This is a genomic window from Pseudomonas sp. (assembly GCF_036404235.1).
Lineage (GTDB): Bacteria > Pseudomonadota > Gammaproteobacteria > Pseudomonadales > Pseudomonadaceae > Aquipseudomonas.
The window spans coordinates 25478-49775 of the sequence record NZ_DASWOT010000191.1; the positions used below are offsets into that span (position 1 = coordinate 25478).

14 protein-coding genes are annotated in these 24298 nt (G+C 57.0%); 7 read left to right on the plus strand and 7 right to left on the minus strand.

Translation table 11 applies throughout. The features are described 5' to 3' along the window. The first annotated feature begins 95 nt into the window (after positions 1-95). Positions 96-2306, plus strand: a complete 2211-nt coding sequence (yccS, locus tag VGC62_RS24020) for a YccS family putative transporter (RefSeq protein WP_331189571.1) — start codon at positions 96-98, stop codon at positions 2304-2306. Here yccS and VGC62_RS24025 read toward each other — a convergent pair. Continuing rightward, positions 2287-3024 (minus strand): substrate-binding periplasmic protein, encoded by a 738-nt coding sequence (locus VGC62_RS24025; protein WP_331189572.1) that lies wholly within the window; start codon positions 3022-3024, stop codon positions 2287-2289. The genes yccS and VGC62_RS24025 overlap by 20 nt on opposite strands. Before the next feature lie 368 nt (positions 3025-3392). On the opposite strand from VGC62_RS24025, the gene VGC62_RS24030 reads away from it, so the two are divergent. Further along, positions 3393-3851, plus strand: a complete 459-nt coding sequence (locus tag VGC62_RS24030; RefSeq protein ID WP_331189573.1) for a GNAT family N-acetyltransferase — start codon at positions 3393-3395, stop codon at positions 3849-3851. A gap of 18 nt (positions 3852-3869) precedes the next feature. On the opposite strand, the gene VGC62_RS24035 is transcribed toward VGC62_RS24030, so the two are convergent. The 3 genes from VGC62_RS24035 to VGC62_RS24045 are packed head-to-tail and all read right to left on the minus strand — an operon-like array spanning position 3870 to position 6935. Continuing rightward, entirely contained in the window at positions 3870-4166 is a 297-nt protein-coding gene (locus tag VGC62_RS24035; protein WP_331189574.1) for a winged helix-turn-helix domain-containing protein, read from the minus strand. Between the two features lie 57 nt (positions 4167-4223). Continuing rightward, positions 4224-4742: a M48 family metallopeptidase gene (locus VGC62_RS24040; protein ID WP_331189575.1), complete on the minus strand. Its 519-nt coding sequence runs from the start codon at positions 4740-4742 to the stop codon at positions 4224-4226. A 39-nt stretch (positions 4743-4781) separates the two neighbouring features. Beyond that, positions 4782-6935 carry a putative bifunctional diguanylate cyclase/phosphodiesterase gene (locus VGC62_RS24045; RefSeq protein ID WP_331189576.1) on the minus strand — a complete coding sequence of 718 codons (2154 nt, stop codon included), beginning with the start codon at positions 6933-6935 and terminating at the stop codon, positions 4782-4784. A gap of 305 nt (positions 6936-7240) precedes the next feature. Between VGC62_RS24045 and VGC62_RS24050 the strand changes: the two genes are divergently transcribed. Then, positions 7241-7912, plus strand: a complete 672-nt coding sequence (locus VGC62_RS24050) for a polysaccharide lyase family 7 protein (protein ID WP_331189577.1) — start codon at positions 7241-7243, stop codon at positions 7910-7912. A 58-nt stretch (positions 7913-7970) separates the two neighbouring features. Here the strand turns inward: VGC62_RS24050 and putP are convergent, their stop codons facing one another. After that, positions 7971-9455 carry a sodium/proline symporter PutP gene (gene putP / locus VGC62_RS24055; protein ID WP_331189578.1) on the minus strand — a complete coding sequence of 495 codons (1485 nt, stop codon included), beginning with the start codon at positions 9453-9455 and terminating at the stop codon, positions 7971-7973. Between the two features lie 442 nt (positions 9456-9897). On the opposite strand from putP, the gene putA reads away from it, so the two are divergent. After that, entirely contained in the window at positions 9898-13851 is a 3954-nt protein-coding gene (putA, locus tag VGC62_RS24060) for a trifunctional transcriptional regulator/proline dehydrogenase/L-glutamate gamma-semialdehyde dehydrogenase (protein WP_331189579.1), read from the plus strand. 239 nt (positions 13852-14090) lie between these two features. Next, positions 14091-15893 (plus strand): acyl-CoA dehydrogenase, encoded by a 1803-nt coding sequence (locus tag VGC62_RS24065; protein ID WP_331189580.1) that lies wholly within the window; start codon positions 14091-14093, stop codon positions 15891-15893. Between the two features lie 21 nt (positions 15894-15914). Here the strand turns inward: VGC62_RS24065 and VGC62_RS24070 are convergent, their stop codons facing one another. Both VGC62_RS24070 and VGC62_RS24075 read right to left on the minus strand, forming a co-directional pair. Beyond that, positions 15915-16472 carry a hypothetical protein gene (locus VGC62_RS24070; RefSeq protein WP_331189581.1) on the minus strand — a complete coding sequence of 186 codons (558 nt, stop codon included), beginning with the start codon at positions 16470-16472 and terminating at the stop codon, positions 15915-15917. Then, positions 16469-18529, minus strand: coding sequence for a dermonecrotic toxin domain-containing protein (locus VGC62_RS24075; protein WP_331189582.1), 2061 nt, complete (start codon positions 18527-18529; stop codon positions 16469-16471). Before VGC62_RS24075 ends, VGC62_RS24070 begins: the two co-directional genes overlap by 4 nt. 618 nt (positions 18530-19147) lie before the next feature. Between VGC62_RS24075 and VGC62_RS24080 the strand changes: the two genes are divergently transcribed. Both VGC62_RS24080 and mscK read left to right on the plus strand, forming a co-directional pair. Beyond that, positions 19148-20890 carry a potassium/proton antiporter gene (locus VGC62_RS24080; RefSeq protein ID WP_331189583.1) on the plus strand — a complete coding sequence of 581 codons (1743 nt, stop codon included), beginning with the start codon at positions 19148-19150 and terminating at the stop codon, positions 20888-20890. A 35-nt stretch (positions 20891-20925) separates the two neighbouring features. Continuing rightward, positions 20926-24294 carry a mechanosensitive channel MscK gene (gene mscK / locus VGC62_RS24085; protein ID WP_331189584.1) on the plus strand — a complete coding sequence of 1123 codons (3369 nt, stop codon included), beginning with the start codon at positions 20926-20928 and terminating at the stop codon, positions 24292-24294. Positions 24295-24298 lie beyond the last annotated feature (4 nt).

Below are 24298 nucleotides of genomic sequence, written 5' to 3' on the forward strand. Positions count from 1 at the left end.
ATAAATTTCGCCAGGCCGATGTACAGCCCTCGTTGATCGCTGTACATATCCATGTGCGGGATCGACTCATAACGAACAAGGCCGTCAGCATTTATATGGCATCGAAATCGTTGCATAACACTTTCCGCCGCCTATGGGCGCTGGACAAGTTCAGCTACAGCGTACGGGTGTTCATCGCACTGACCGGCAGCATGGTGCTCTGCTGGTACCAGAACGAAATGGCACTGCTGATTCCGCTGTTCCTGGGGATTATCGCCTGCGCCTTGGCCGAGACCGACGACAGCTGGCAAGGCCGTCTCAATGCACTGGCCGTGACACTGGTGTGCTTCAGCATTGCGGCGCTGGCCGTGGAGCTACTCTTCCCCTACCCCATCTTGTTTGTCATCGCCCTGGCGGTTGCGGCGTTTTGCCTGACCATGCTCGGCGCCTTGGGTGAACGCTACGGAGCGATTGCCTACGGCACGCTGATTCTGTCGGTCTACACGATGATCGGTGTGGACCAGCGCGGCGGCGAAGTCACCGATTTCTGGCATGAGCCCATGCTGCTGGTGGCAGGCGCGGCGTGGTATGGCCTGCTCTCGGTACTGTGGCAGATGCTGTTTTCCAACCAGCCGGTGCAACAGGCATTGGCGCGATTGTTTCGTGAACTGGGCCTGTACCTGAAGTTAAAGTCCGAGCTGTTCGAACCGATTCGCACGCTGGATGTAGAGGCCCGTCGTCTGGAATTGGCCAAGCAGAACGGCAAAGTGGTCGCGGCGCTGAATTCGACGAAAGAGATCATCCTCAATCGCGTGGGCAATGGTCGACCCGGCTCGAAAGTCAGTCGTTACCTGAAGCTGTACTTTCTGGCGCAGGACATTCACGAGCGCGCCAGTTCGTCGCACTACCCCTACAACTCGCTGGCCGAGGCATTTTTTCACAGCGACGTACTGTTCCGCTGTCAGCGCCTATTACGTCAGCAAGGCACAGCCTGTCGCGATTTATCGATATCGATTCAACTGCGTCAGCCATTCGTTTACGACGACAGTTTTACTCACGCACTGGACGATCTGCGCGCCTCTCTGGAGCACCTGCGCATCCAGAGCAACCCGGCCTGGCGCGGACTACTGCGGTCATTACGCGCGCTGGCCAATAACCTTGGCACGCTGGATCGTCTGCTCAGGGACGCCAGCAACCCGGATGCGCTCGCCGACGCCACTGACAGCAGCCTGCTGGACCGCTCGCCGCGCAACCTCAAAGACGTGTGGAACCGTCTGCGTCTGCAACTGACCCCAACCTCGCTGTTATTTCGCCACGCGCTGCGTCTGCCGCTGGCGCTGGTCATCGGCTACATCACGGTTCACCTGGTTCATCCGTCGCAAGGTTACTGGATCATCCTCACCACGGTTTTCGTCTGCCAGCCGAGCTATGGCGCGACGCGACGCAAATTGGGTCAGCGGATCGTCGGCACGGCCATCGGCCTGACCGTCGGGTGGGTGCTGTTCGATGTGGTGACGTCGCCGATTCTGCAGTCGATGTGCGCGGTGATCGCTGGCGTGGTGTTCTTCGTCAATCGCACCACACGCTACACGCTGTCGACAGCGGCAATCACGGTGATGGTTCTGTTCTGTTTCAATCAGGTCGGCGATGGTTACGGGTTGTTCCTGCCGCGCCTGCTGGATACCTTATTGGGAAGCCTGATCGCAGGCCTGGCGGTGCTTTTGTTCCTGCCGGACTGGCAAGGCCGACGCCTGAACAAGGTGCTTGCCAACACTCTGACGTGCAACAGCATTTACCTGCGCCAGATCATGCAGCAATACGCACAGGGCAAGCGCGACGACCTGGCCTATCGCCTCGCTCGCCGTAATGCTCACAACGCTGACGCTGCGCTGTCGACCACTCTGGCAAACATGCTGATGGAGCCAGGCCAGTTTCGCAAAGAAGCTGACGTGGGCTTTCGCTTTCTGGTGTTGTCACACACGCTACTCAGCTATCTGTCGGGCTTGGGTGCGCACCGGGAAACCTCTTTGCCCGCCGAAGTGCGCGAGCATTTGATCGAGGGTGTGGGCGCCAATCTGGCCAGCAGTATTGATGAGATCGCGCAAAGCCTGGCAACCCGGCAACCTGTAGCCATTCATAGCGATGCCGAGCAAGCGCTGGCAACGCAGCTGGAGCAGATGCCCGAGGAGCTCGACGAAGGCCAGCGATTGGTGCAAACCCAGCTAGCGTTGATCTGTCGTCAGTTGGGGCAACTGCGCACGCTGGCGGCGCATTTGATCAAGGGCTCAGATACCGAGCAAGACGAAACTAAAGGCCGTGCAGCTTGAACAGCGTGTCGTAACTGCCATCGGCTTTCATCGCCGCGATTTCCTGGTCGAACCTGGCGACGATCTTTTCATGGTCGGGGTTCTTCAGGCTGACCAGGATGTGCAGGGTATTCTCGGCCAGCGGCTTGGACAAAAACTCGACGCTGTCACGCACTTGCTGTGACTCGCGACTGAGCGCGAAACGAGCGGCATATTCATCCTCGACGGTTAACTCGACACGTCCCGCCGCCAGCATTCTCACGGCTGTCGAGAAGCTCGCCACAGGGATTTTCTTGAGTTCGTAATCATTGTCGAACGCATTCGAGTACGCATAGCCGCGCACCACCGCGATGGAATGAGCGTGCAATTGGGCAAGGTTCTGGTAATCGATATCAGAATTCTTGCGCTTGATAAAACGTAGCCGATTGGTCAGGTACCCAGCGGAGAATTGACCGATGCGGGTACGCTCATCGCTGTACCACGCGTCGATCAATACGTCGTAGCGCCCTTCACCCAGATCGTATATCGCACGCGCCCAAGGCACTTGTTCGTATTCAGTGGTGTAGCCCGCCCGGCGCAGCGCGGTGCTGATCAGGTCTATTGCCAGTCCGCCATTGAGTAACGATGCATCCGCGTAGGGTGCCCAGGCATCGCCAACCATGCGCAACTTGTCCGCAGCTGCGGTGTGGGCCGCCAACATTAAGCCCAACAACCCTATGGCTCGAAGCAAACATGGCATGCTCAAGATCCCTGGCCAGACTAACAGCCCTTTATTATTCCAACGCCCAGTTGGCGGCGTGGCGTCCCTGGTTCGAGCGTTTGACGGCGCGGTTTTCACGGCTCTGTAACGTTGCGGCCTAGGTCAAATCGCCAGCAACCACCGTGCGTTACCCAACGCCCGCGTGGAGAAAGATGGCAACTTGCCGTCATTGAAAACCCATTCGGCCCTCAGCACAACTCATAAAAATGTGACGTTTGTGCCGCAGTTCACGAACATCATCAACACAGACTCACTCCACTGCGTCAGAGCAACCGGGCCAATACCTGTTTGGGCTTGCGCCCTTAAGCGTTTAGTATCCACATGGATTTCTCTTTCGAGCTTGTGTCATGTCGATCAACTGGGTTTGCAAACACCATACCGAACTCACCAAAGAACAGCTGTACGCGATTCTTCAGCTGCGCGCGCAGGTGTTCGTGGTGGAACAGAAATGCTGTTATCTCGATGTGGACGGGCAGGATTTACTGGGCGATACCTGCCACTTGATGGCGTGGCAGAACGATCAGTTGGTGGCGTATCTGCGCCTGCTCGATCCCATTCAGCAAAACGGCGACGTCACGATAGGTCGCGTTGTCACCGCCCCATCGATACGCAATAAAGGCATGGGGCATGAGTTGATGGTGCAGGCCCTCGACAATGCTGAGCGTAAGTGGCCCGATCAGCCTATTTACCTTTCGGCTCAAGCGCATCTGCAGGGGTATTACAGCCGGTATGGCTTCAACGCAGTGGGCGAGGTCTACGTTGAGGACGGTATCGAGCACATCGGTATGCGCCGCGATCTGGATTAAACGGTGGGCCATCCGGTTTCAGGGGTAACCCAACACTGATTTGATCTGTGAAAGATGGGTGGCGATCCAATGCTTGTCGATCGCGCCCCAATCGCAAATCTGATAACCGCCCGCATGATTGCGCGCGCCATCGAGTTGCTCGAACTCACAAACGATATCCAGATCCGCCAGCGCCGCGATGGTGTCCTGTGCAGTACGCCGTGGCATACCGGTGACCTCGGTCAAGGCTGGCACATTGCTGGCGAGCCGACTGTCGATCAGATACGCCACGTACAAGCGACGGTAGAAACTGGTTTTGGTCTTGCTGACGTCCATCGTCAGGGGTCCTTGCTGGTCAGTTGACACTTAACTGTTTTAGAAGAAGAAAGCTCACTACTTGCCCGACACCTGCATGTCCCGCCACGTCAGGTACACCCGCAAATCGAACTCCAACTGGTGATAACCCGGCTGCATGTGCTCGCACAGGTTGTAGAACGCCTTGTTGTGGTCGGACTCCTTGAAGTGCGCCAACTCATGCACCACGATCATCTTCAGAAACTCAGGCGCGGCATCCTTGAACAGCGAGGCGACGCGTATTTCCTTTTTGGCCTTGAGCTTGCCACCTTGCACCCGCGACACCGTGGTGTGCAGGCCGAGCGCGCGATGGGTGAGATCCAGACGGTTATCGAACAACACCTTGTCGATGTTTGGCGCGTTACGCAGGTATTCCTGCTTAAGCGAAAGCGCATAGGCGTACAACGCTTTGTCGCTCTGCACCTCATGACGACCGGGGTAGCGTTGCTCCAGATAAGCGCCCAGTTTTTCCTGGGCAATCAACTGCCGCACTTGCTCCTGCAGACCCGGAGGATAGGCCTGCAGGTACTTCAGCGGAATAACTATCGGTGAACTCATGTTCGCTTCAACGGGCCGAAAAATGCCGAGTTTACAGGGTTAGTTCTTGCTGATCTGCAAAGGATCGACGGGCATGGTCACGCCATCGACAAAGCGCAAGGCATCGTCCGGCGCCATGGGGTGCCCCAGCAGAACCCCCTGGATGACCTGACACCCGTTACCGACCAGCCAACGATATTGCTCCACGGTTTCTACGCCTTCGGCGATCACCTCAATATCCAGCTGTCGACACAAGTCGATGATACTTCGCGCCACGGCCATGTCCCGCGTAGAACCCAGCAGCCCAGTGACGAAGTGTCGGTCGAGCTTGAGGGTATCCAGATCGAGATTGCGCAGATGGATGAGCGAACATTCTCCTGAACCGAAATCATCCAGGGATACCCGAACACCAATGTCATGCAGGCTCTGCAGCTGTTTGCGGCTGTGGACCAGATTATGGACCAGCGAAAGCTCGGTTATTTCGACCTCAAGTTGACGCGGGTGCAAATCATGAATGTGAATGGCCCGCTGCAGCTCCGTCGCAAGGTTAGGCATGCTGAACTGCGCCGGACTGACGCTGACACTCATCACCAGATCGTCTGGAAACACATCGTTCCAGCGCTGGCGCTGGGCAGCGCTCTGCTCGTAAATCCAGCCACCCAGCTTGTTGATCAGGCGTGTTTCCTCAAGCAACGGAATAAACAGACCGGGCGGCACGTCCCCCGCCGAGGGATGCTGCCAACGCAACAACGCCTCGAAACCACGAATACTGCCGTCAGCGACGCGCACCTGTGGCTGATAAACCATCGTGAAATCCTTACCTTCGATGGCCGTACGCACACTTTCCTCAAGCATCAAGCGTGATCGCGCGCGCCCGTTCATGTCTTGATCATAAAAACGATACTGTTGGCGCCCGGCGCGCTTGGCTTCGTACATCGCGATATCAGCCGCGCGCAGCAACGCGTCGAGGTTCAAGCCACAATCGGGATACACGGCAATGCCGATACTGGCACCCAGGGTTGCCTCCAGACCATCGATCTGTCGCCGGACCGAGACCCGCTCGATCAGCTTCTCTTCCACTTTCGCGGCGTGTTCGGGGTAGTCAAGACCATTGATTACCACCACAAACTCATCACCGCCCAGACGCGCCAGCACATCATAGGGCCGTAAGCTGTCTTTTAACTGCTCAGCCACCCATAACAGAACCTGATCGCCGGCGTCATGTCCGAGAGAGTCGTTGACGTGCTTGAAGCCATCGAGATCCAGATACAAGACCACCAGAAACTTATCGGCGTGCTCATTGCGTAGCAACATGCCTTCGACGGCCTGATAAAAACCACGGCGGTTGAGCAATCCGGTGAGCGCATCCGTCACCGCCTGCTTTTCCAACTGGCTATACAGATCGCGCACCACCGACATGTCGAGAATGCTCAACACCATCGCCTTCTGCTCACCGGGTAATGGCGCGCAGGACAGCGCCACTGGCACTTGTCGACCTTCCGGCGAGCGCATGATCGCGTCATGCACCCGATAAGTGTCGGCACGGCGATAGTGATGATAGAAGCCTGAGTCGGTCCATTCAGAGACGCAGGGTTCCAGCAGATAGCAGATCAATTGAGTGCCGCGCAGTTCGCCGTCGGTCATGCCCAACAATCGACAGATCGCCGGATTGGCAAAACTGATCAGGCCCAATTCGTCGACTACCAGGATGCCTTCCGCAACGTTCGCCAATACCGAGGCGTTAAACGCCCGAGCCGCCTCAAGCTCGCGGCTGAGTTTCTGCAACGCGCGACGATTGGCCTGATGCTCAAGCAGCGCCTGCACTTTGGACTTGAGGATCTTGGGGTCGAACGGTTTGAACAGGTAATCCACCGCTCCACTGGCATACCCCTTATGGACAGCGTCCTGGGATTGCTCGTTGGCGGTAAGGAAAATAATAGGCGTCAGTCGAGTGCGCTGGCTGCCGCGCATCAGGTGCGCCACTTCAAAACCATCCATGTCAGGCATTTGTACGTCGAGCAAGACCAGATCGACCTCGACATCCAATAACAGACTCAGGGCTTCCATCCCCGAGCTGGCCGTGACGATATCCCAATCCTGTCGCTGCAAGACCGCACGCAGGGTGACTAGATTTTCCGGATAGTCATCGACAACCAATAAAACCGACTTGCCAGGCACTAGGTGGGATTGCACGCATTCCATGCTGCTACTCATTCATTACTGCTGCCCGGGAATGGGGCTCCGCCCATGATCCGAATGACTTTCACTCTAGACGTCTCTGGAGAAAAGAGAAGAGCAATAGCCTTGTGCCACACACAATACTCTCACCACCCGACTAACGGTCATTAGCCTGAGAAGACCTGTAGCGCTTATTCACAGGACAAATAGAGGCAATCTGACTTCATCCGCTCGACGGAATTGCGTTAACAAACCCCATAACGAATCGTATAAGGAACACCCTTCAAACCCTTGCGCCAGGCGCTATTGCTGGCAATGAGACACATTGGACGAACCAGACAATGATTGATTTGGGATCCTGGAATCTAAGTATTCCTGTGGGCTCGCCCCCCGCGACGATTGAAACGCAGCAACTGGTAAAAGGCTACGACAGCAAGTATTTCAAGTCCGAATCTTCTTCGATTGTGTTCTGGTCACCCGTGACAGGCAGCAAGACTGCCAACGCGATTTATCCTCGCAGCGAACTCCGGGAAACCTGGTCCAACGGCCAATTGCATAACTGGTTCTACCCTGACGCCGACAACTACTTGAATGCCAAATTGCAAGTCAATCAAGTGCCGTCTTCGGGCAAGATCGTCATCGGCCAGATCCATTCGTATGAAAGCACCCAACCGCTGCTCAAGGTCGAATATCAGTTCAAGGACGCCACCCACTCCGGGAACATCGTCGCCAAAGTGCGCTTTCATCCTGACGACAAAGAAAGCCGCGTCTTCACCATTGCCGAGGACGTGCCCCTCAATGAAACGTTTAACTACATCATTCGCCTGAGCCCAGGCGGCATGTTGAACGTCACTGCGCACAATATGAACTGGCACGACCGGATCAGCGCCACCTGGAGTGTCAAACCCCTGTATTTCAAGGCTGGGGTCTACACTCAGGACAATACCGGCTATACCAGCGAAGGCGGTAAGGCGACGTTCTTCAATCTGGATATCGATCACAACAAGACATGATGCAAGAAAGGCCCGCCCTCTTCCGAGACGCGGGCCTTGCTTGATAGACGCTGAATGCCTAAGCCGCCTTGTACTCTTTTTCCGCCGCATCAAAGCGCGCATGCATCGATGCCGATGGGCCTTTACCCGTCAAGCTGAACACGACGATAGCCATGCTGGCGAAGATGAAGCCCGGGATAATTTCGTACAGCCCCATGACTTCGAAGTGCTTCCACACCACAACCGTAATCGCCCCGACCAGAATCCCTGCCAGCGCGCCATTGCGCGTCATGCCTTTCCACATTACCGAAATCAGTACCACCGGACCGAACGCCGCACCAAAACCAGCCCAGGCGTAACTCACCAGACCCAGCACACGGTTTTCCGGATTTGCCGCCAGCGCAATCGCAATCAATGCCACCAGCAGCACCATGGCGCGTCCGACCCACACTAACTCCACTTGTGAAGCGTTCTTGCGCAGGAACGCCTTGTAGAAATCCTCGGTCAATGCGCTTGAGCACACCAACAACTGGCAACTCAGAGTGCTCATCACCGCCGCTAGAATGGCCGACAGCAGCACACCGGCAATCCATGGATTAAAGAGAATCTTGGTGAGCTCGATGAACACACGCTCATGATTTTCAGTGACTGGCGCGGCAAGCTCCGGATGTGCCGAGAAGTAGGCGATACCGAAGAAACCCACCGCCACCGTGCCGCCCAGGCAAAGAATCATCCAGGTCATGGAAATACGACGGGCCTTGGCGATGGATTTAACCGAATCGGCCGCCATGAAACGCGCCAGGATATGCGGCTGGCCGAAGTAACCCAAGCCCCAGCCCATTAGCGAAACGATGCCAATGAAGCTGGTGTTTTTAAGCAGGTCAAAGTTCGTCGGATCGTTTGCTTCGATGGCCAGGAAGGTTGTATCCACACCGCCAGTCGCCAGCAACACGATGATGGGGGTCAGGATCAGCGCGAAAATCATCAGCGTGGCCTGTACGGTGTCGGTCCAGCTGACAGCCAGAAACCCACCGATGAACGTGTAGGCAATGGTCGCAGCAGCACCGGCCCACAACGCCGTTTCATAGGTCATGCCAAACGTGCTTTCGAACAACCGCGCACCTGCGACGATGCCCGAGGCGCAGTAAATGGTGAAGAACACCAGAATCACAATGGCCGAGATCACGCGCAGCAAGCCGCTGGCATCTTCGAATCGGCTGGTGAAATAATCCGGCAACGTCAGCGCATCACCGTTGTGTTCGGTCTGCACTCGTAGGCGTCCGGCCACGAACAGCCAATTGAGATAGGCACCGACGATCAGGCCAATGGCAATCCAGCTTTCAGAGAGGCCGGACATATAGATGGCGCCAGGCAGCCCCATCAACAGCCAACCGCTCATGTCCGAGGCGCCGGCTGACAGTGCGGTGACAACGCTGCCAAGACTGCGGCCACCGAGGATGTAATCAGAGAGATTGTTGGTCGAGCGATAAGCCATGAGTCCGATCAAGACCATCGCCGCGATGTAGATCACGAATGTAATCAATGTTGGGTTGCTGACACTCATTGTGTACGCCCTTTGCTTGTTTTTATTAAGGCGAATGGGGCAGCAAGCGTTCGTCCTGACGTGCGCACTTGTCACTCCATCGCCGTGCGTATGGACGAAAAAATCCCAGGGAAATCATCGCCATTGCAGCTTCCAGCCGCTCATAGGGACCGATCCCGCGAATGCTAATCAACTAGCCGAAGCAGGTGCAACCCCTAGTCGGAAATTAGTCGCACCTGAGCCTGAATAAAATGTAACCGCGTCCTTTTTGTGCGCCCTTTCGGAGCAGATATCCCTTAAGCCATAGGAAATAGCCCCTTATCGTGCAGGCCTTTTCGCACAGCTGACGAGCAGTTCAAATATCCTGAAAAAACAGGTTGCACCCGGTTGCACCTACCGCAGAGCAAGGCTAATCTTTGCAACTGCTGAAGCCATAGAACCGTGGCTAATATGAGGACAAGACATGGCGACCACCACTCTGGGTGTCAAACTCGACGACCCAACCCGCGAGCGATTGAAAGCAGCTGCGCACTCCATTGACAGGACCCCGCACTGGCTTATCAAACAGGCGATTTTCAATTACCTGGAAAAGCTCGAAGGTGGTGCAACGCTTAATGAACTCAATGGCCTGACCAGCAAGGATGCCGACGAACAGGGTGACGTGCCCCCGGACAGCACTCACCAGGCCTTTCTCGAGTTTGCGGAAAGTATCCTTCCGCAGTCTGTTCTGCGCGCAGCGATAACCTCCGCGTATCGTCGTCCCGAGCCAGAAGTCGTTCCGATGCTTCTGGAACAGGCGCGTCTCCCAGCCGCCATGGCACAAGCCACTCACAAACTGGCGTCCTCGATCGCCGAAAAGCTACGCAACCAGAAAAGTGCCGGCGGACGTGCGGGTATCGTTCAGGGCCTGCTGCAAGAGTTCTCGCTGTCTTCGCAAGAAGGCGTGGCGTTGATGTGCCTGGCCGAAGCGCTGTTACGCATCCCGGACAAAGGCACCCGCGACGCATTGATCCGAGACAAAATCAGCACCGGCAACTGGCATCCGCACCTGGGTAACAGCCCATCACTGTTCGTCAACGCCGCCACGTGGGGGCTGCTGCTGACCGGCAAACTGGTCAGTACCCATAACGAGGCAGGCCTGACATCCTCCCTGAGTCGCATCATTGGCAAAAGCGGCGAGCCCATGATCCGCAAGGGTGTAGACATGGCGATGCGTCTGATGGGCGAGCAGTTCGTCACCGGCGAAACCATCGCAGAAGCCCTGGCCAATGCCAGCCGCTTCGAAGCCAAAGGCTTCCGTTACTCCTACGACATGCTCGGCGAAGCGGCGCTGACCGAACACGATGCGCAGAAATACCTGGCCTCCTATGAGCAGGCCATTCACTCCATTGGCAAAGCGTCCAATGGCCGCGGCATTTATGAAGGCCCCGGTATCTCTATCAAGCTGTCCGCCTTGCACCCGCGTTATAGCCGTGCGCAGTACGATCGCGTGATAGACGAGCTGTACCCGCGCCTGCTGTCTCTGACCTTGCTCGCCAAGCACTACGACATCGGCCTGAACATCGATGCCGAAGAAGCCGATCGCCTGGAACTGTCGCTCGACCTTCTTGAGCGCCTATGCTTCGAACCGCAACTGACCGGCTGGAACGGCATTGGCTTCGTGATTCAGGCTTACCAGAAGCGCTGCCCGTACGTGATCGACTATGTGATCGATCTGGCCCGCCGCAGCCGTCATCGCCTGATGATTCGCCTGGTAAAAGGCGCATATTGGGACAGCGAGATCAAGCGCGCTCAGGTTGAGGGCCTTGAGGGTTATCCGGTCTACACGCGAAAGGTGTACACCGACGTTTCCTACATAGCGTGTGCTCGCAAACTGCTGTCGGTCCCGGAGGTCATTTATCCGCAATTCGCCACCCACAACGCGCACACGCTGTCGGCGATTTATCACATTGCCGGCCAGAACTATTACCCCGGCCAGTACGAATTCCAGTGCCTGCACGGCATGGGCGAACCACTGTATGAGCAGGTCGTCGGCAAAGTTTCCGATGGCAAGCTAAACCGTCCATGCCGCGTGTACGCACCGGTCGGCACCCACGAAACCCTGCTGGCGTATCTGGTTCGTCGCCTGCTGGAGAATGGTGCCAATACCTCGTTCGTCAATCGGATCGCCGACCAATCGATCTCGATTCAGGAACTGGTCGCCGACCCTGTGAGCAGTATCGAACACATGGCCACCCAGGAAGGTGGGTTCGGTCTGCCGCATCCACGTATTCCCCTGCCACGCGACTTGTATGGTGGCGAACGCGCCAACTCGGCAGGCATCGACTTGTCCAACGAACATCGCCTGGCATCGCTGTCTTCTGCGTTGCTGGCGACCGCGCATAACGACTGGAAAGCCGCGCCAATGCTGGGTAGCCCGGTCAGTGCCGGAGCTTGGGTTACTGTGCTGAACCCATCCGACCTGCGCGATGTGGTCGGCCATGTTCAAGAGGCCAGCCTGGAAGACGTCGATAACGCCCTTCTCAGCGCGGTGAGCGCAGGGCCGATCTGGCAAGCCACACCGCCCGCAGAGCGCGCCGCGATCCTTGAACGGGCCGCCGACCTGATGGAGGCCGAGACTCAACCACTGATGGGCCTGCTGGCTCGCGAAGCTGGCAAGACCTTCGCCAACGCTATCGCCGAAGTCCGTGAAGCCGTGGACTTCCTGCGTTACTACGCGGTGCAGGCTCGTAACGATTTCACCAACGACGCCCATCGCCCACTGGGCCCCGTCGTCTGTATCAGCCCCTGGAACTTCCCGCTGGCGATTTTCAGCGGTCAAGTCGCGGCAGCGCTGGCAGCCGGCAACCCGGTACTTGCCAAACCCGCCGAGCAAACTCCATTGGTCGCCGCTCAAGCCGTTCGGTTACTGCTGGAAGCTGGTATTCCTGAAGGCGTCGTGCAACTGCTGCCAGGCCGTGGCGAAACCGTCGGCGCTCGCCTGGTCGGTGATGATCGGGTCAAAGGCGTGATGTTCACCGGCTCCACCGAAGTCGCTCGTCTGCTGCAACGCAACATCGCCGGGCGTCTTGATGCACAAGGTCGACCGATCCCGCTGATCGCCGAGACCGGTGGCCAAAACGCGATGATCGTCGACTCATCAGCGCTGACCGAACAAGTGGTCATCGACGTGGTGTCATCGGCCTTCGACAGCGCCGGTCAACGCTGCTCGGCGCTACGGGTATTGTGCCTACAGGAAGATTCAGCCGAACGCGTCATCGAAATGCTCAAGGGTGCAATGGCCGAAAGCCGCCTTGGCAATCCTGAGCGCCTGTCCGTTGACATCGGTCCTGTAATCGACGCAGAAGCCAAGGCGGGCATCGAGCAACACATCCAGACGATGCGCGACAAAGGCCGCTCGGTGTACCAGATGGCCATCGCCGACAACGACGAGATCAAGCGCGGCACTTATGTGATGCCAACCCTGATCGAACTCGAAAGCTTCGACGAGTTGCAACGCGAAGTCTTTGGTCCGGTGCTGCACGTTGTGCGGTACAAACGTAAAGAGCTGGACCAACTGATCGGCCAGATCAATGCGTCGGGATACGGTCTCACGCTCGGTGTCCATACTCGCATCGACGAGACCATTGCCAAGGTGGTGGACAACGTCAACGCCGGCAACATGTACATCAACCGCAACATCGTCGGTGCCGTGGTGGGTGTGCAACCGTTCGGCGGTGAAGGCCTGTCGGGCACCGGTCCGAAAGCTGGCGGTCCGCTGTACCTGTATCGTTTGCTGTCGACCCGCCCAGTGGACGCCATTGAAAAATCGTTCTTGCGTGGCGATGCGCTAACCGCATCCGATACCCGCTTGCGTAACTCAATGAGCAAACCACTGAACGCCCTGACAGCGTGGGCCACCAACAACCAACACACCGACCTGGAAGCGCTGTGCAGCCAATTCGCGAAACAATCGCAAAGCGGCATCACTCGGTTGCTGGTTGGCCCGACAGGTGAACGCAACAGCTACAGCATCCTGCCGCGCGAACACGTCCTGTGCCTGGCAGAAGACGAAACAGACCTGCTGACTCAACTGACTGCGGTCGTGGCTGTCGGTAGCACAGCGATCTGGCCAGAAAACGAACTCAGCAAACCGCTGCGCAATCGCTTACCCAAGGAAGTACAGGCACGCATAAAGCTGGTCGCCGATTGGAGCAAGGAAGACGTGATCATTGATGCCGTGTTGCACCACGGTGATTCGGACCAACTGCGCTCGATCTGTGAGCAAGTTGCCCAACGCGCCGGGGCCATCGTTGGTGTTCAGGGTTTATCGAAAGGCGAAACCAACATTGCGCTGGAGCGCCTGGTGATCGAACGCGCATTGAGCGTCAACACAGCGGCGGCAGGTGGTAACGCAAGCCTGATGACTATCGGGTAAGTTTCTACGCCGTTTGCAGGAACGCGCTTGCCCGCGATAGTTTCAGCCAGACAACGCTGCTGTGTCTGGCTGGCTCTATCGCAGGCGAGCGGCCTCCTATAGCCAGAAAGGCTATGAGTAAGCGACCCGTCTTGGCGAATGGCACGTCTTCTACCCCTCCATCACCCACATCAATCTTCCTGTTCACCCCTGCGCTGCGCACCTAGACTCCTCGGCACGCCAATAAAAGGTACGCCGCTATGCCTGAGACGCTGCTCAGTTCCCGCAATCTGGCTTTCGAGCTGTATGAAGTGCTGGATGCCGAAGCGCTGACTCAGCGCGAGCGTTTTTCCGAGCACAATCGCGAAACCTTCGATGCAGCCATCGCCACGGCACGGACCATAGCCGAGAAGTACTTCGCACCACACAACCGCAAGGCCGACGAGAACGAGCCGCGTTATGAAAACGGCGAAGCGATCCTGATTCCTGAAGTAAAACCGGCGGTCGATGCCTTTCTGGAGGCCGGTTTCCTCAATGCCGCGCGAAGCTTCGACGTCGGCGGTATGCAATTGCCAACACTGCTATCGCAAGCCTGCTTTGCGCATTTTCAAGCGGCCAATGCCGGTTCGGCGTCCTACCCTTTCCTGACCATGGGCGCGGCCAACCTGATCGAGAGCTTTGGCAGCCAGGAACAAAAACGGCACTTCCTTGAGCCGATGATCAACGGTCGATTCTTCGGCACCATGGCGCTAACCGAACCCCATGCCGGCTCATCACTGTCGGACATTCGTACCCGCGCCGAACCGATGGCAGACGGTACCTATCGCCTGCGTGGTAACAAGATTTTTATCTCTGGCGGCGACCATTCACTGTCGGAAAACATCGTGCATATGGTCCTGGGAAAACTGCCAGATGCGCCTGCGGGGGTGAAGGGTATCTCGCTGTTCATTGTGCCCAAGTTTCTGGTCAACGATGACGGTAGTCTGGGCACGCGCAATGACGTGCTGCTGGCCGGGTTGTTTCACAAGATGGGCTGGCGCGGCACGACATCGACCGCGCTCAACTTCGGCGACAACGGTGAGTGCGTCGGTTATCTGGTGGGCAAGCCGCATCAAGGCCTGAGCTATATGTTCCAGATGATGAATGAGGCGCGCATCGGTGTCGGCATGGGTGCAGTGATGTTGGGTTATGCCGGTTATCTGTACTCACTGCAATATGCTCGCGAACGTCCACAAGGTCGTTTGCCGGACAACAAAAGCCCTGACAGCGCGCCGGTTACGATCATCCAGCATGCGGACGTAAAACGTATGCTGCTGACACAAAAGGCTTATGTGGAGGGCGCCTTCGATCTGGGCCTCTACGCTGCACGGCTGTTCGACGACACCCAGACCGGCGAAAGCGAGGAACAACGCAAACAGGCTCATGAATTGCTCGACCTGTTGACGCCCATCGTCAAATCCTGGCCATCGGAGTTTTGCCTAAAGGCCAACGAACTGGCGATCCAGATTCTCGGCGGTCATGGCTACACCCGTGAATACCCTGTAGAGCAGTACTACCGCGACAACCGTCTGAATCCGATTCATGAAGGCACCCACGGCATTCAGTCGCTGGACTTGCTGGGACGCAAACTGGCGCAGAACGATGGCTCCGGCCTCAAACAGCTGATCCGGCTGATTACCAACACCTGCAAACGCGCGCAGACTTATGAGTCATTGGACGGGCTGCGCCAGCCTTTGGAGCAACTGGCAGCACGCCTGCAAAACGTCACCATCGGCTTGTTGACAGGCATGGCGCAAGGCGAAGTCAACAGCACGCTTGCCAACTCGGCGCTGTACTTGAAAGCGTTCGGCCACACAGTCATCGGCTGGCGCTGGCTCGAACAAGCCATTCGCGCCGAGGAAGGTTTAAGCAAAGGGAACGCCGCAGAAACCCACTTTTATAAAGGCAAACTTCAGGCAGCCCGGTACTTCCTGACGTGGGAAGTACCGAGCTGTCATCACGAACTGGCCATCCTGGAAAGTCAGGATGACACTTGCTTGTCGATGAAGAACGAGTGGTTTTAACGAGTTACCAGGTCACCTACCTCATGGGAAAAAGCGATCCACCAGCGATGTCGCATCTGGCCCCAGTCTGGCCGCATAGGCCTCGCGACTGAAAGCCTCTCCGGTACGCAGGTCATAGACGCCGCCAGACGCCTGCGATGCGTCGATTTCCTTCATCTGGAGCTGAATGAAACGGTAGTTCGAGCCCACCACTTCCTCGATGCTTTCGACACGAAAGTAATGTCCGGGCAAAAACACGGACTCTGCTTCTTTCGAACCCGAGGCAAAGGGAGCAATCGGGATAGCTCCAAAATGATTGTTGGCCTCAATGACATAGATGATCGATGTTTCATCGAACGTCCCCAGGTCTGTGGCTTTGATCGAGACTTCTCCGCCCCGGCTGTTCGCGAAGTTTCTCGCCACATAGGGGTTCTCGCTGAATGAGGTGATGTCAGTGTTGACCAACGTGTCCCCAGACTTGATCACACCTTTGCGAAAGGTCTCTCCGGACGTGCCGCGCTCACCGCTGCCTCCACGATACAACGTCACAGAGCGATCCAGACCGACCTGCTCCAGATCATCGGCAAGTGCCTCGATCATGAGCACTGGATCGTGATACGAGAATGCCACCCCCGTGCGCAGGAATTGATTGTAAGCATCGTCTTCCTGTACGTAGTGCTGGATATTCCCACCATTGAAATGACCGTCATCGGTCTTGAAGACCCGATGATGATCGCCCCACTCATCAATAAATTCATCATAGCCATCGTCACTACAACGAGTTCCTCCCCCGGCACCTCCAACACTTCGACAATGTCTTTTTGCCGCGCCATCGCTACATTGGACAAACGCAGTTCTTCTTCACGATTGAACTGCATGTAGGGCTCCCAGAAGGCTGAGGCAGTAGTGGTTTGTGGATTGGCTGTTGGCGTGCCACCCATCTGCGAAGAGCCAGCCTGCTCATCCATACCCCCTTTCAGCTTCGGCGCCGGGAGTAACTCCCATTCACCCTGGGCATTCAGCCGGACGGGGTTGGCGCCATAAAACGCGAAGGGGTTGGCCGGATCGACAATAGTCCAGACCTGAAGCTCGTCGCTGTAGCGCACCTGGTAGGGCAGATCATTCAGACTGATCCAGTTCTGGCCATTGGCATTCATATAAACACCACGCAGGCGCCCTTCGGTCGCTAGCGATTGAGCGTCATCCAGAATTTCATTACCTTCAAGACCCGCGAGCGGATTCTCGACATTGAGCCCGATGACCGACGGCTCAGTCGTCGATACCGGTGTAGACGGCAGTTTGAATGTATCCTCGCGGGCTCCGGTTACCTCCACCCCGTCGCCAACCTCCCCAATATCTGCGAGCAGCGGCAAGTTGAAGAGGACAAAAATCGAATTGATAATCGCCGCTTCCACCCCGGCTTTGCGCAACTGCGCGCTCGCGCCGTTGACCGCCTGATCCACGTTCAAACCGACATTGATGGTGCCCGCACCAATCACTGTCAACGCCACGGGCCATCCCAGAGGCGCCAAGCCACCGAACACATGAGTGAAGGCACTCAGATAACCAATCCACATTTGTTTGTGGAGGGAAAGGTTGGATGTCAGCAACGTGAAGGCATCCGACGCCATTTCCTGCCGGGCTATTTCGCGCACATGTTCAAACGGATCACCCAGGATAAATTCGTCACGCCTGTCGACGATCGGTCGCTCGAACCACTCTTGCCTGCGCAACCGATCAATCACGCCAGCGAACGCCTCGCCATCTGACTCGCGCGCAGCGGCCGAATGCAAGAAGTGCTGTGTAAAGGCCGCCCTTGACCCCTCATCGGCAACACGACTGCGAGTCCACTCGTACAGTTCGCGCTTGCTGCCAAACCCATGGAAGGCTGTTTTTTCGCCGGGCACATATACAATCTGCCGCCCCGAGGCATCGACAATGCGCAATATGTCGCGAGACACATACTCATCAAGACTAAAGGTATGTATGGAGATACCAGCCTTCGGCGCGACCTTGGCTTTTAGCGTGGCCAACGTCATGGTCGGCTCAAGCCCGTCGGTGACTGAGTGAATGACTGTTTGGAAGTCATCCTCGCAAAGGTGTCCACTGCGTCGACATTGCAGCGCTGAGACCAGGAAATGTGACTTGGCCAGCGTACGAAAATCCTCACTATGGGTCGCCCAGAAACGCTGCATCCTCCGCGCGTAGACGGCACTGAAATCAAGCGCCCAAAAGTCATCCATAACGTCTTTGGGCAGCATGCACACTTCGTTGCGCTCATCGAAGGCCTCGTGATCCGGGCCATCAGTGTAAAAACCGCCATAGAGCTGAAGCTCATCCCAGGCTTCCTGCTCCTGCGCACTGAAGCGACGCATCACCAGCTCGATGAAGGTCATTGACTCGAGCGGCGGGTCAACATGCTGCCAGCCGGTAAAGGTCCTGGGGCTACTGACCGCCGTGCCGAAGCGATGCCAGTAAACCTTCTCTGGATTAAATTTCTTGCCCGTGTGCTTATACATAATGTTTCTTGCGGCCGAGTATGCCATGCCATGAATATCGGGATAAGCATCCATGAATTGCCGGGCAATATCCTTTAGTTGATGTTCATCGGTTTTATCCGCAACTTGCACCTTTAAAGTATTAACTCTGTTGATCATAAACTTAACGACTTCCCTATCTCTGGATTAACGGAAGTCATAGGTAACCAGTTCAAACAAACAGGGTGGCAATACTTATTTATATTGCCTCTTCGATAACTAACCCACCACCTATCTGATAGGCAACCCGACCCTTGTGGTGATTCTGCCCTTCACTCCACCTATTCAACGCAATACTCAGATCTCGGCACTTAGCGCAAAGAAAACATCCATCAACGGTGCGCCCGAGGCGCCCAACGTGACTGCCTATCGTTTGTGCCCAAAGGGTTTACCCGTACGAAAGTCCAACAGAATAAGGCCTGGCAACGGTCCGGCGACGGCTTTGATCTGCACCTCCCAAAAGCGGTAGAAGGCTCCGATCACAGGCTCGATGCCGGGCCTGCCTGATCAGATAGTTCAACGACGGTAGAGTCCATGGTTTGCTCACACGGATGAATGCTAGCCATACTTCAGCAGAAACAAGAGAAACTAACGCGCTAACTATTTATCGATGGCGGAAAAACGGGCATCACCATAAAGCTTTGACAGCCTGCCAATTCAACAGGTTAAATCGTTTGGCACGCGGACTGCATGGCCAGTTCGTGCCTCGTCTTTGAACTGTTTTCTGGAGTACCGCCTTTGGATGCCATCACCATCAACAGCCTGTTCCTGATCGGCGCGTTGCTGGTGGCTGCGAGTATTCTGGTCAGCTCGCTGTCGTCACGGCTCGGCATCCCGATTCTGGTGATCATCCTCGCGGTCGGCATGACCGCCGGGGTCGATGGTGGCGGCATCATCTTCGACAACTACCCCACGGCCTACCTGGTCGGCAACCTGGCCCTGGCGGTGATTTTGCTAGACGGCGGCCTGCGAACGCGGGTAGCCAGCTTTCGGGTCGCGTTGTGGCCCGCGTTGTCGCTGGCCACCGTCGGCGTACTGATCACCACTGGCCTGACCGGCATGATGGCGGCCTGGCTGTTCGATCTGAACATCATTCAAGGCCTGTTGATTGGTGCGATTGTCGGCTCCACCGATGCCGCTGCCGTCTTCTCGCTGCTAGGCGGCAAAGGCCTGAACGAACGGGTCACGGCCACTCTGGAAATCGAGTCCGGCAGCAACGATCCGATGGCGGTGTTCCTGACTGTCACCTTGATCGACATGATTTCCAGCGGCCAAACCGGCCTGCACTGGAGCCTGCTGGGGCACCTGATACAAGAATTCGGCATCGGCGCGATTATCGGTCTTGGCGGTGGCTGGTTGATGCTGCAATTGGTTAACCGTATTAATCTTGCCAACGGCCTGTATCCGATTCTGGTCATCGCGGGCGGTTTGTTTGTCTTCGCGTTGACCAACGCCATTCATGGCAGCGGCTTCCTGGCGGTTTACCTGTGCGGTCTGGTGCTAGGCAACAAGCCCATACGCAGCCGTCACGGCATCCTGCACATGCTTGACGGCATGGCGTGGCTGGCACAGATCGGCATGTTCCTGGTGCTCGGCCTGCTGGTCACGCCACACGATCTTTTACCGATCGCACTTCCGGCTTTGGGCTTGGCGCTGTGGATGATTCTGGTGGCACGTCCTTTGTCGGTAGTGGCTGGTTTGCTACCGTTTCGAGTGTTCCATGGCCGAGAAAAGGCCTTCATTGCCTGGGTAGGTTTACGCGGCGCTGTCCCGATCATTCTGGCGGTGTTCCCGCTGATGGCGGGGTTAGAACACGCGCAGCTGTATTTCAACCTGGCGTTCTTCATCGTCTTGGTGTCGCTGCTGGTACAAGGGACAAGCCTGCCGTGGGTCGCCAAGCTGCTGAAAGTCACCGTGCCACCAGAACCCGCGCCCATCTCGCGCGCGGCATTGGAAGTCCACGTCACCAGTGAGTGGGAGTTGTTCGTGTATCGCCTTGGCGCTGAAAAATGGTGCATCGGGGCAGCCCTTCGAGAACTGAAAATGCCGGAAGGCACCCGTATCGCGGCCTTGTTTCGCGGCGAGCAATTGCTCCATCCGTCGGGTAGTACGGTGTTGGAAGTCGGCGATCTGCTCTGCGTCATCGGCCATGAGCATGACCTCCCAGCACTCGGCAAGCTGTTCAGCCAAGCGCCGCAACGAGGCCTGGACTTGCGCTTTTTCGGCGACTTCGTGCTCGAGGGAGACGCTCAACTGGGGGCCGTTGCGGCATTGTACGGTTTGAAACTCGACGGACTGGATTCGAATATGCCGCTGAGCCAATTCATCATTCAAAAGAATCGTGGCGCCACAATTGTTGGCGACCAGGTCGAATGGAACGGGACTATTTGGACTGTTGCGACCATGGAGGGGAACAAGATCCTCAAAGTCGGCGTCAGATTCCCCGAAGGAAGCCGCACAGGCCCTGGGCTGTTCCTTTAAACTGTCCGTTTTCTTACCTGCTCGACCCGGTGTCTATGTTCTCGTTGCGTACCTTTATTGCCTCGACCCTGCTTGGGTTTTGCCTTTTCTCTGTTCCGGTTTTGGCTGCCGATACCCCTGTGCCGACCGCCGATTCGGTTCAGCAAAGCCTGGACAAGATCGGCGACCGCAAACTGGCGGACGCTGATCAGAAAGCCCTGCAACAAGTGCTCGAACAGACGCTGACCTTCCTTGCCAGCCAGAAGGACAACCAGAAAAAGCTCGAGGACTTGAAGCGCCAATTAGCCGATGCGCCCAAGCAGACGGCCGATAACCAGAAAGAGCTGATCCGCCTCAAGGGCATCCGTTTGATGCCGGTGGCGCAACGCTACGCCAATCTGGACGTACCGACGCTTGAGCAAATGCTCAGTCAACGCAGTACGCAACAGGCCGACCTGCAGAGCGCGCTGAACGATGCCAATAGCCTGACCATTACCGCCCAGACACGCCCGGAGCGCGCACAAGCGGAAATCAGCACCAGCCAAACACGCATCCAGCAGATCAACGCCATACTCAAGGTGGGCAAAGACGCAGGCAAGACCATCAACGCCGACCAGCGCAACCAATTGATCGCTGAGCAAGCCGCGCTTAACTCGCTGATAGCTTTACGTCGCCAGGAGTTGGCCGGCAACAGCCAACTGCAAGATCTGGGCGGTAGCCAGCATGATCTGCTGACCGAGAAAGTGACCCGTCAAGAGCAGGAGATTCAAGACCTGCAAACCCTGATCAACGACAAGCGGCGCGCGCAATCCCAGGAAACCGTGACACAGCTGTCGATCGAGGCGCAAAAAGCCGGGGGCAGCAGCCTGCTGGCAACCGAAAGCGCAGCCAACTTGAAGCTGTCCGACTACCTGCTTCGTGGTACCGACCGGCTCAATGAACTGACCCAACAGAACCTCAAAACCAAACAACAACTCGATACCCTGACCCAAAGCGATCAAGCACTGGACGAGCAGATCAACGTACTCAGTGGCAGCCTGCTGCTGTCGAAGATTCTCTACAAACAAAAACAAGCGCTGCCGCACCTGAAACTCGATGCAGGTCTGGCCGATGAAATCGCTGATATCCGCTTGTATCAGTTCGAAGTCAATCAGCAACGCGAGCAGATGAGCAGCCCCGGTGCTTACGTCGAAGCCCTGCTGGCAACGCAAAAGCCTGAAGACGTCACACCTGCGTTGCGCAAAACCTTGCTGGACCTGGCGACCACCCGCAGCGATCTGCTGGAGCGCCTGAATCGCGAGCTGAGCTCACTGCTCAACGAATCCATCACGTTGCAGCTCAACCAGAAACAATTGGTCAGCACCGCGATCAGCCTGCGCGAAACGCTGGACGAACAGATGTTCTGGATACCCAGCAACAAGCCGCTGGATCTGGAGTGGTTCGAGCGGATTCAGCCGCGCCTGATAAAACAGATCGCTACGCTGCCGTGGACATCGAGCGTCAGCGAGCTGTCGGACGGGCTGACCCAGCGTCCGCTGATCTTCCTGCCGCTGCTGTTGGTCATCGGCGTGCTGATGTGGAAACGCAAGGCGCTCTACGACAAGCTCAACCGGCTGCATGCCGATATCGGCCACTTCAAGCGTGATAGCCAGTGGAAAACGCCGCTGGCAATCCTCATCAATATTCTGCTGGCGATGCCGCTTTCACTGGCCTTGGCGCTGTGTGCCTATGCGCTGCAAATCGACGCCCGGGGGCAAAACGTCAACCTCGGCTCAGCGCTGCTGCAGATCGCGCTGGCGTGGCTGATGTTCTACACCGCTTATCGCATCCTCGCGCCGGGTGGCGTGGCACAACTGCATTTTGGCTGGGAAAAACCTCAGGTCGAGTTTTTGCGCGGCTGGATCCGGCGCCTCGGCCTGGTAGTGCTGGCGCTGGTAACGGTGGTTGCAGTTGCCGAACACGAACCCGCCGCACTGGCTGACGATGTCATCGGTATCGCAGTGGTACTGACCTGTTATGCGTTGATGACCTGGCTGCTGGCGCGCCTGCTGCTGACCAGCCCGACCCACCACAACGCCTCGATGTTCCGCCGCGCGATGGGCTTGGCGTTTACCGCGCTGCCCGTTGCACTGTTTTTGGCCGTGTGTTTTGGCTACTACTACACCGCCCTGAAACTCAGCGACCGACTGATCGACACGCTGTACCTACTGATGTTGTGGCTGGTAGTCGAGGCAGCCTTCGTTCGCGGCCTGAGCGTCGCGGCCCGCCGACTGGCTTATCAACGCGCCTTGAGCAAACGTCAGGCCGCGAAAGAAACCGGCGACGGTGAGGGCGTGATCGAAGAGCCGACGCTGGACATCGAACAGGTCAACCAACAATCGCTGCGCCTGATTCGTCTGGCCTTGCTGGCGGGCTTCATCGGCGCCTTGTATTGGGTCTGGGCCGACTTGATCACGGTGTTCTCGTACCTCGACAACATCACGCTGTACGAATACACCAGTGGCACCGGCGCCGCCATGAGCATGGTTCCGATCAGCCTTGGTGATCTGATCGGCGCGCTCGTCATCATCGGCATCACCTTCGTGCTGGCGGGCAACTTGCCTGGCTTGCTGGAAGTACTGGTGCTCTCGCGCCTGAACCTGGCGCAAGGCAGCGCTTACGCAACCACCACGTTGCTGTCCTACGCCATCGCCGGTATCGGCTTCGTTTCCACGTTGTCAGCCCTCGGCGTCAGTTGGGACAAGTTGCAATGGCTGGTGGCTGCGCTGTCAGTGGGACTTGGTTTCGGTATGCAGGAGATCTTCGCGAACTTCATCTCCGGCATCATGATTCTGTTCGAACGTCCGGTGCGCATCGGTGACACCATCACCATCGGCAACCTGTCGGGCACGGTCAGCAAGATCCGCATCCGCGCCACGACCATCACCGACTTCGACCGCAAGGACATCATTGTCCCGAACAAGACGTTCATCACAGGCCAACTAATCAACTGGTCGCTGACCGATACCATTACGCGCGTAACCCTGAAGGTGGGTGTCGATTACGGTTCCGATCTGGACCTGGTACGCAGCCTGCTGCTCAAGGCCGCGCAGGAAAACCCGCGCGTACTCAAAGAGCCAGCGCCGATTGTGTATTTCCTGAACTTTGGCGAGAGCACGCTGGATCACGAACTGCGCATGCACGTTCGCGATCTGGGCGACCGTAATCCGGTGGTAGACGAGATCAACCGTTTCATCAATAAAGAGTTCAAGAGCCAGCACATCAACATCTCGTTCCGGCAGATGGAGGTTTACCTCAAGAACATGCAGGGCCAGGAGTACAAGCTGGTACCCGCCGATCCCGAACCGAAACCCGCAGCCACACCGACCGCATTGCCCACCGCACCGAAGGATGTACCTGAGCCTCCGGAAGTCCAACTCGACTGACGGG

Coding starts and splice junctions, on each gene's coding strand:
- VGC62_RS24040 (WP_331189575.1), bottom strand. CDS start 4,742: ATGAGTTCACCGATAGTTATTCCGCTGAAGTACCTGCAGGCCTATCCT.
- putA (WP_331189579.1), top strand. CDS start 9,898: ATGGCGACCACCACTCTGGGTGTCAAACTCGACGACCCAACCCGCGAG.
- VGC62_RS24050 (WP_331189577.1), top strand. CDS start 7,241: ATGATTGATTTGGGATCCTGGAATCTAAGTATTCCTGTGGGCTCGCCC.
- VGC62_RS24070 (WP_331189581.1), bottom strand. CDS start 16,472: ATGATCGAGGCACTTGCCGATGATCTGGAGCAGGTCGGTCTGGATCGC.
- VGC62_RS24045 (WP_331189576.1), bottom strand. CDS start 6,935: ATGAGTAGCAGCATGGAATGCGTGCAATCCCACCTAGTGCCTGGCAAG.
- putP (WP_331189578.1), bottom strand. CDS start 9,455: ATGAGTGTCAGCAACCCAACATTGATTACATTCGTGATCTACATCGCG.
- VGC62_RS24030 (WP_331189573.1), top strand. CDS start 3,393: ATGTCGATCAACTGGGTTTGCAAACACCATACCGAACTCACCAAAGAA.
- mscK (WP_331189584.1), top strand. CDS start 20,926: ATGTTCTCGTTGCGTACCTTTATTGCCTCGACCCTGCTTGGGTTTTGC.
- VGC62_RS24075 (WP_331189582.1), bottom strand. CDS start 18,529: ATGATCAACAGAGTTAATACTTTAAAGGTGCAAGTTGCGGATAAAACC.
- VGC62_RS24025 (WP_331189572.1), bottom strand. CDS start 3,024: ATGCCATGTTTGCTTCGAGCCATAGGGTTGTTGGGCTTAATGTTGGCG.
- VGC62_RS24065 (WP_331189580.1), top strand. CDS start 14,091: ATGCCTGAGACGCTGCTCAGTTCCCGCAATCTGGCTTTCGAGCTGTAT.
- yccS (WP_331189571.1), top strand. CDS start 96: ATGGCATCGAAATCGTTGCATAACACTTTCCGCCGCCTATGGGCGCTG.
- VGC62_RS24035 (WP_331189574.1), bottom strand. CDS start 4,166: ATGGACGTCAGCAAGACCAAAACCAGTTTCTACCGTCGCTTGTACGTG.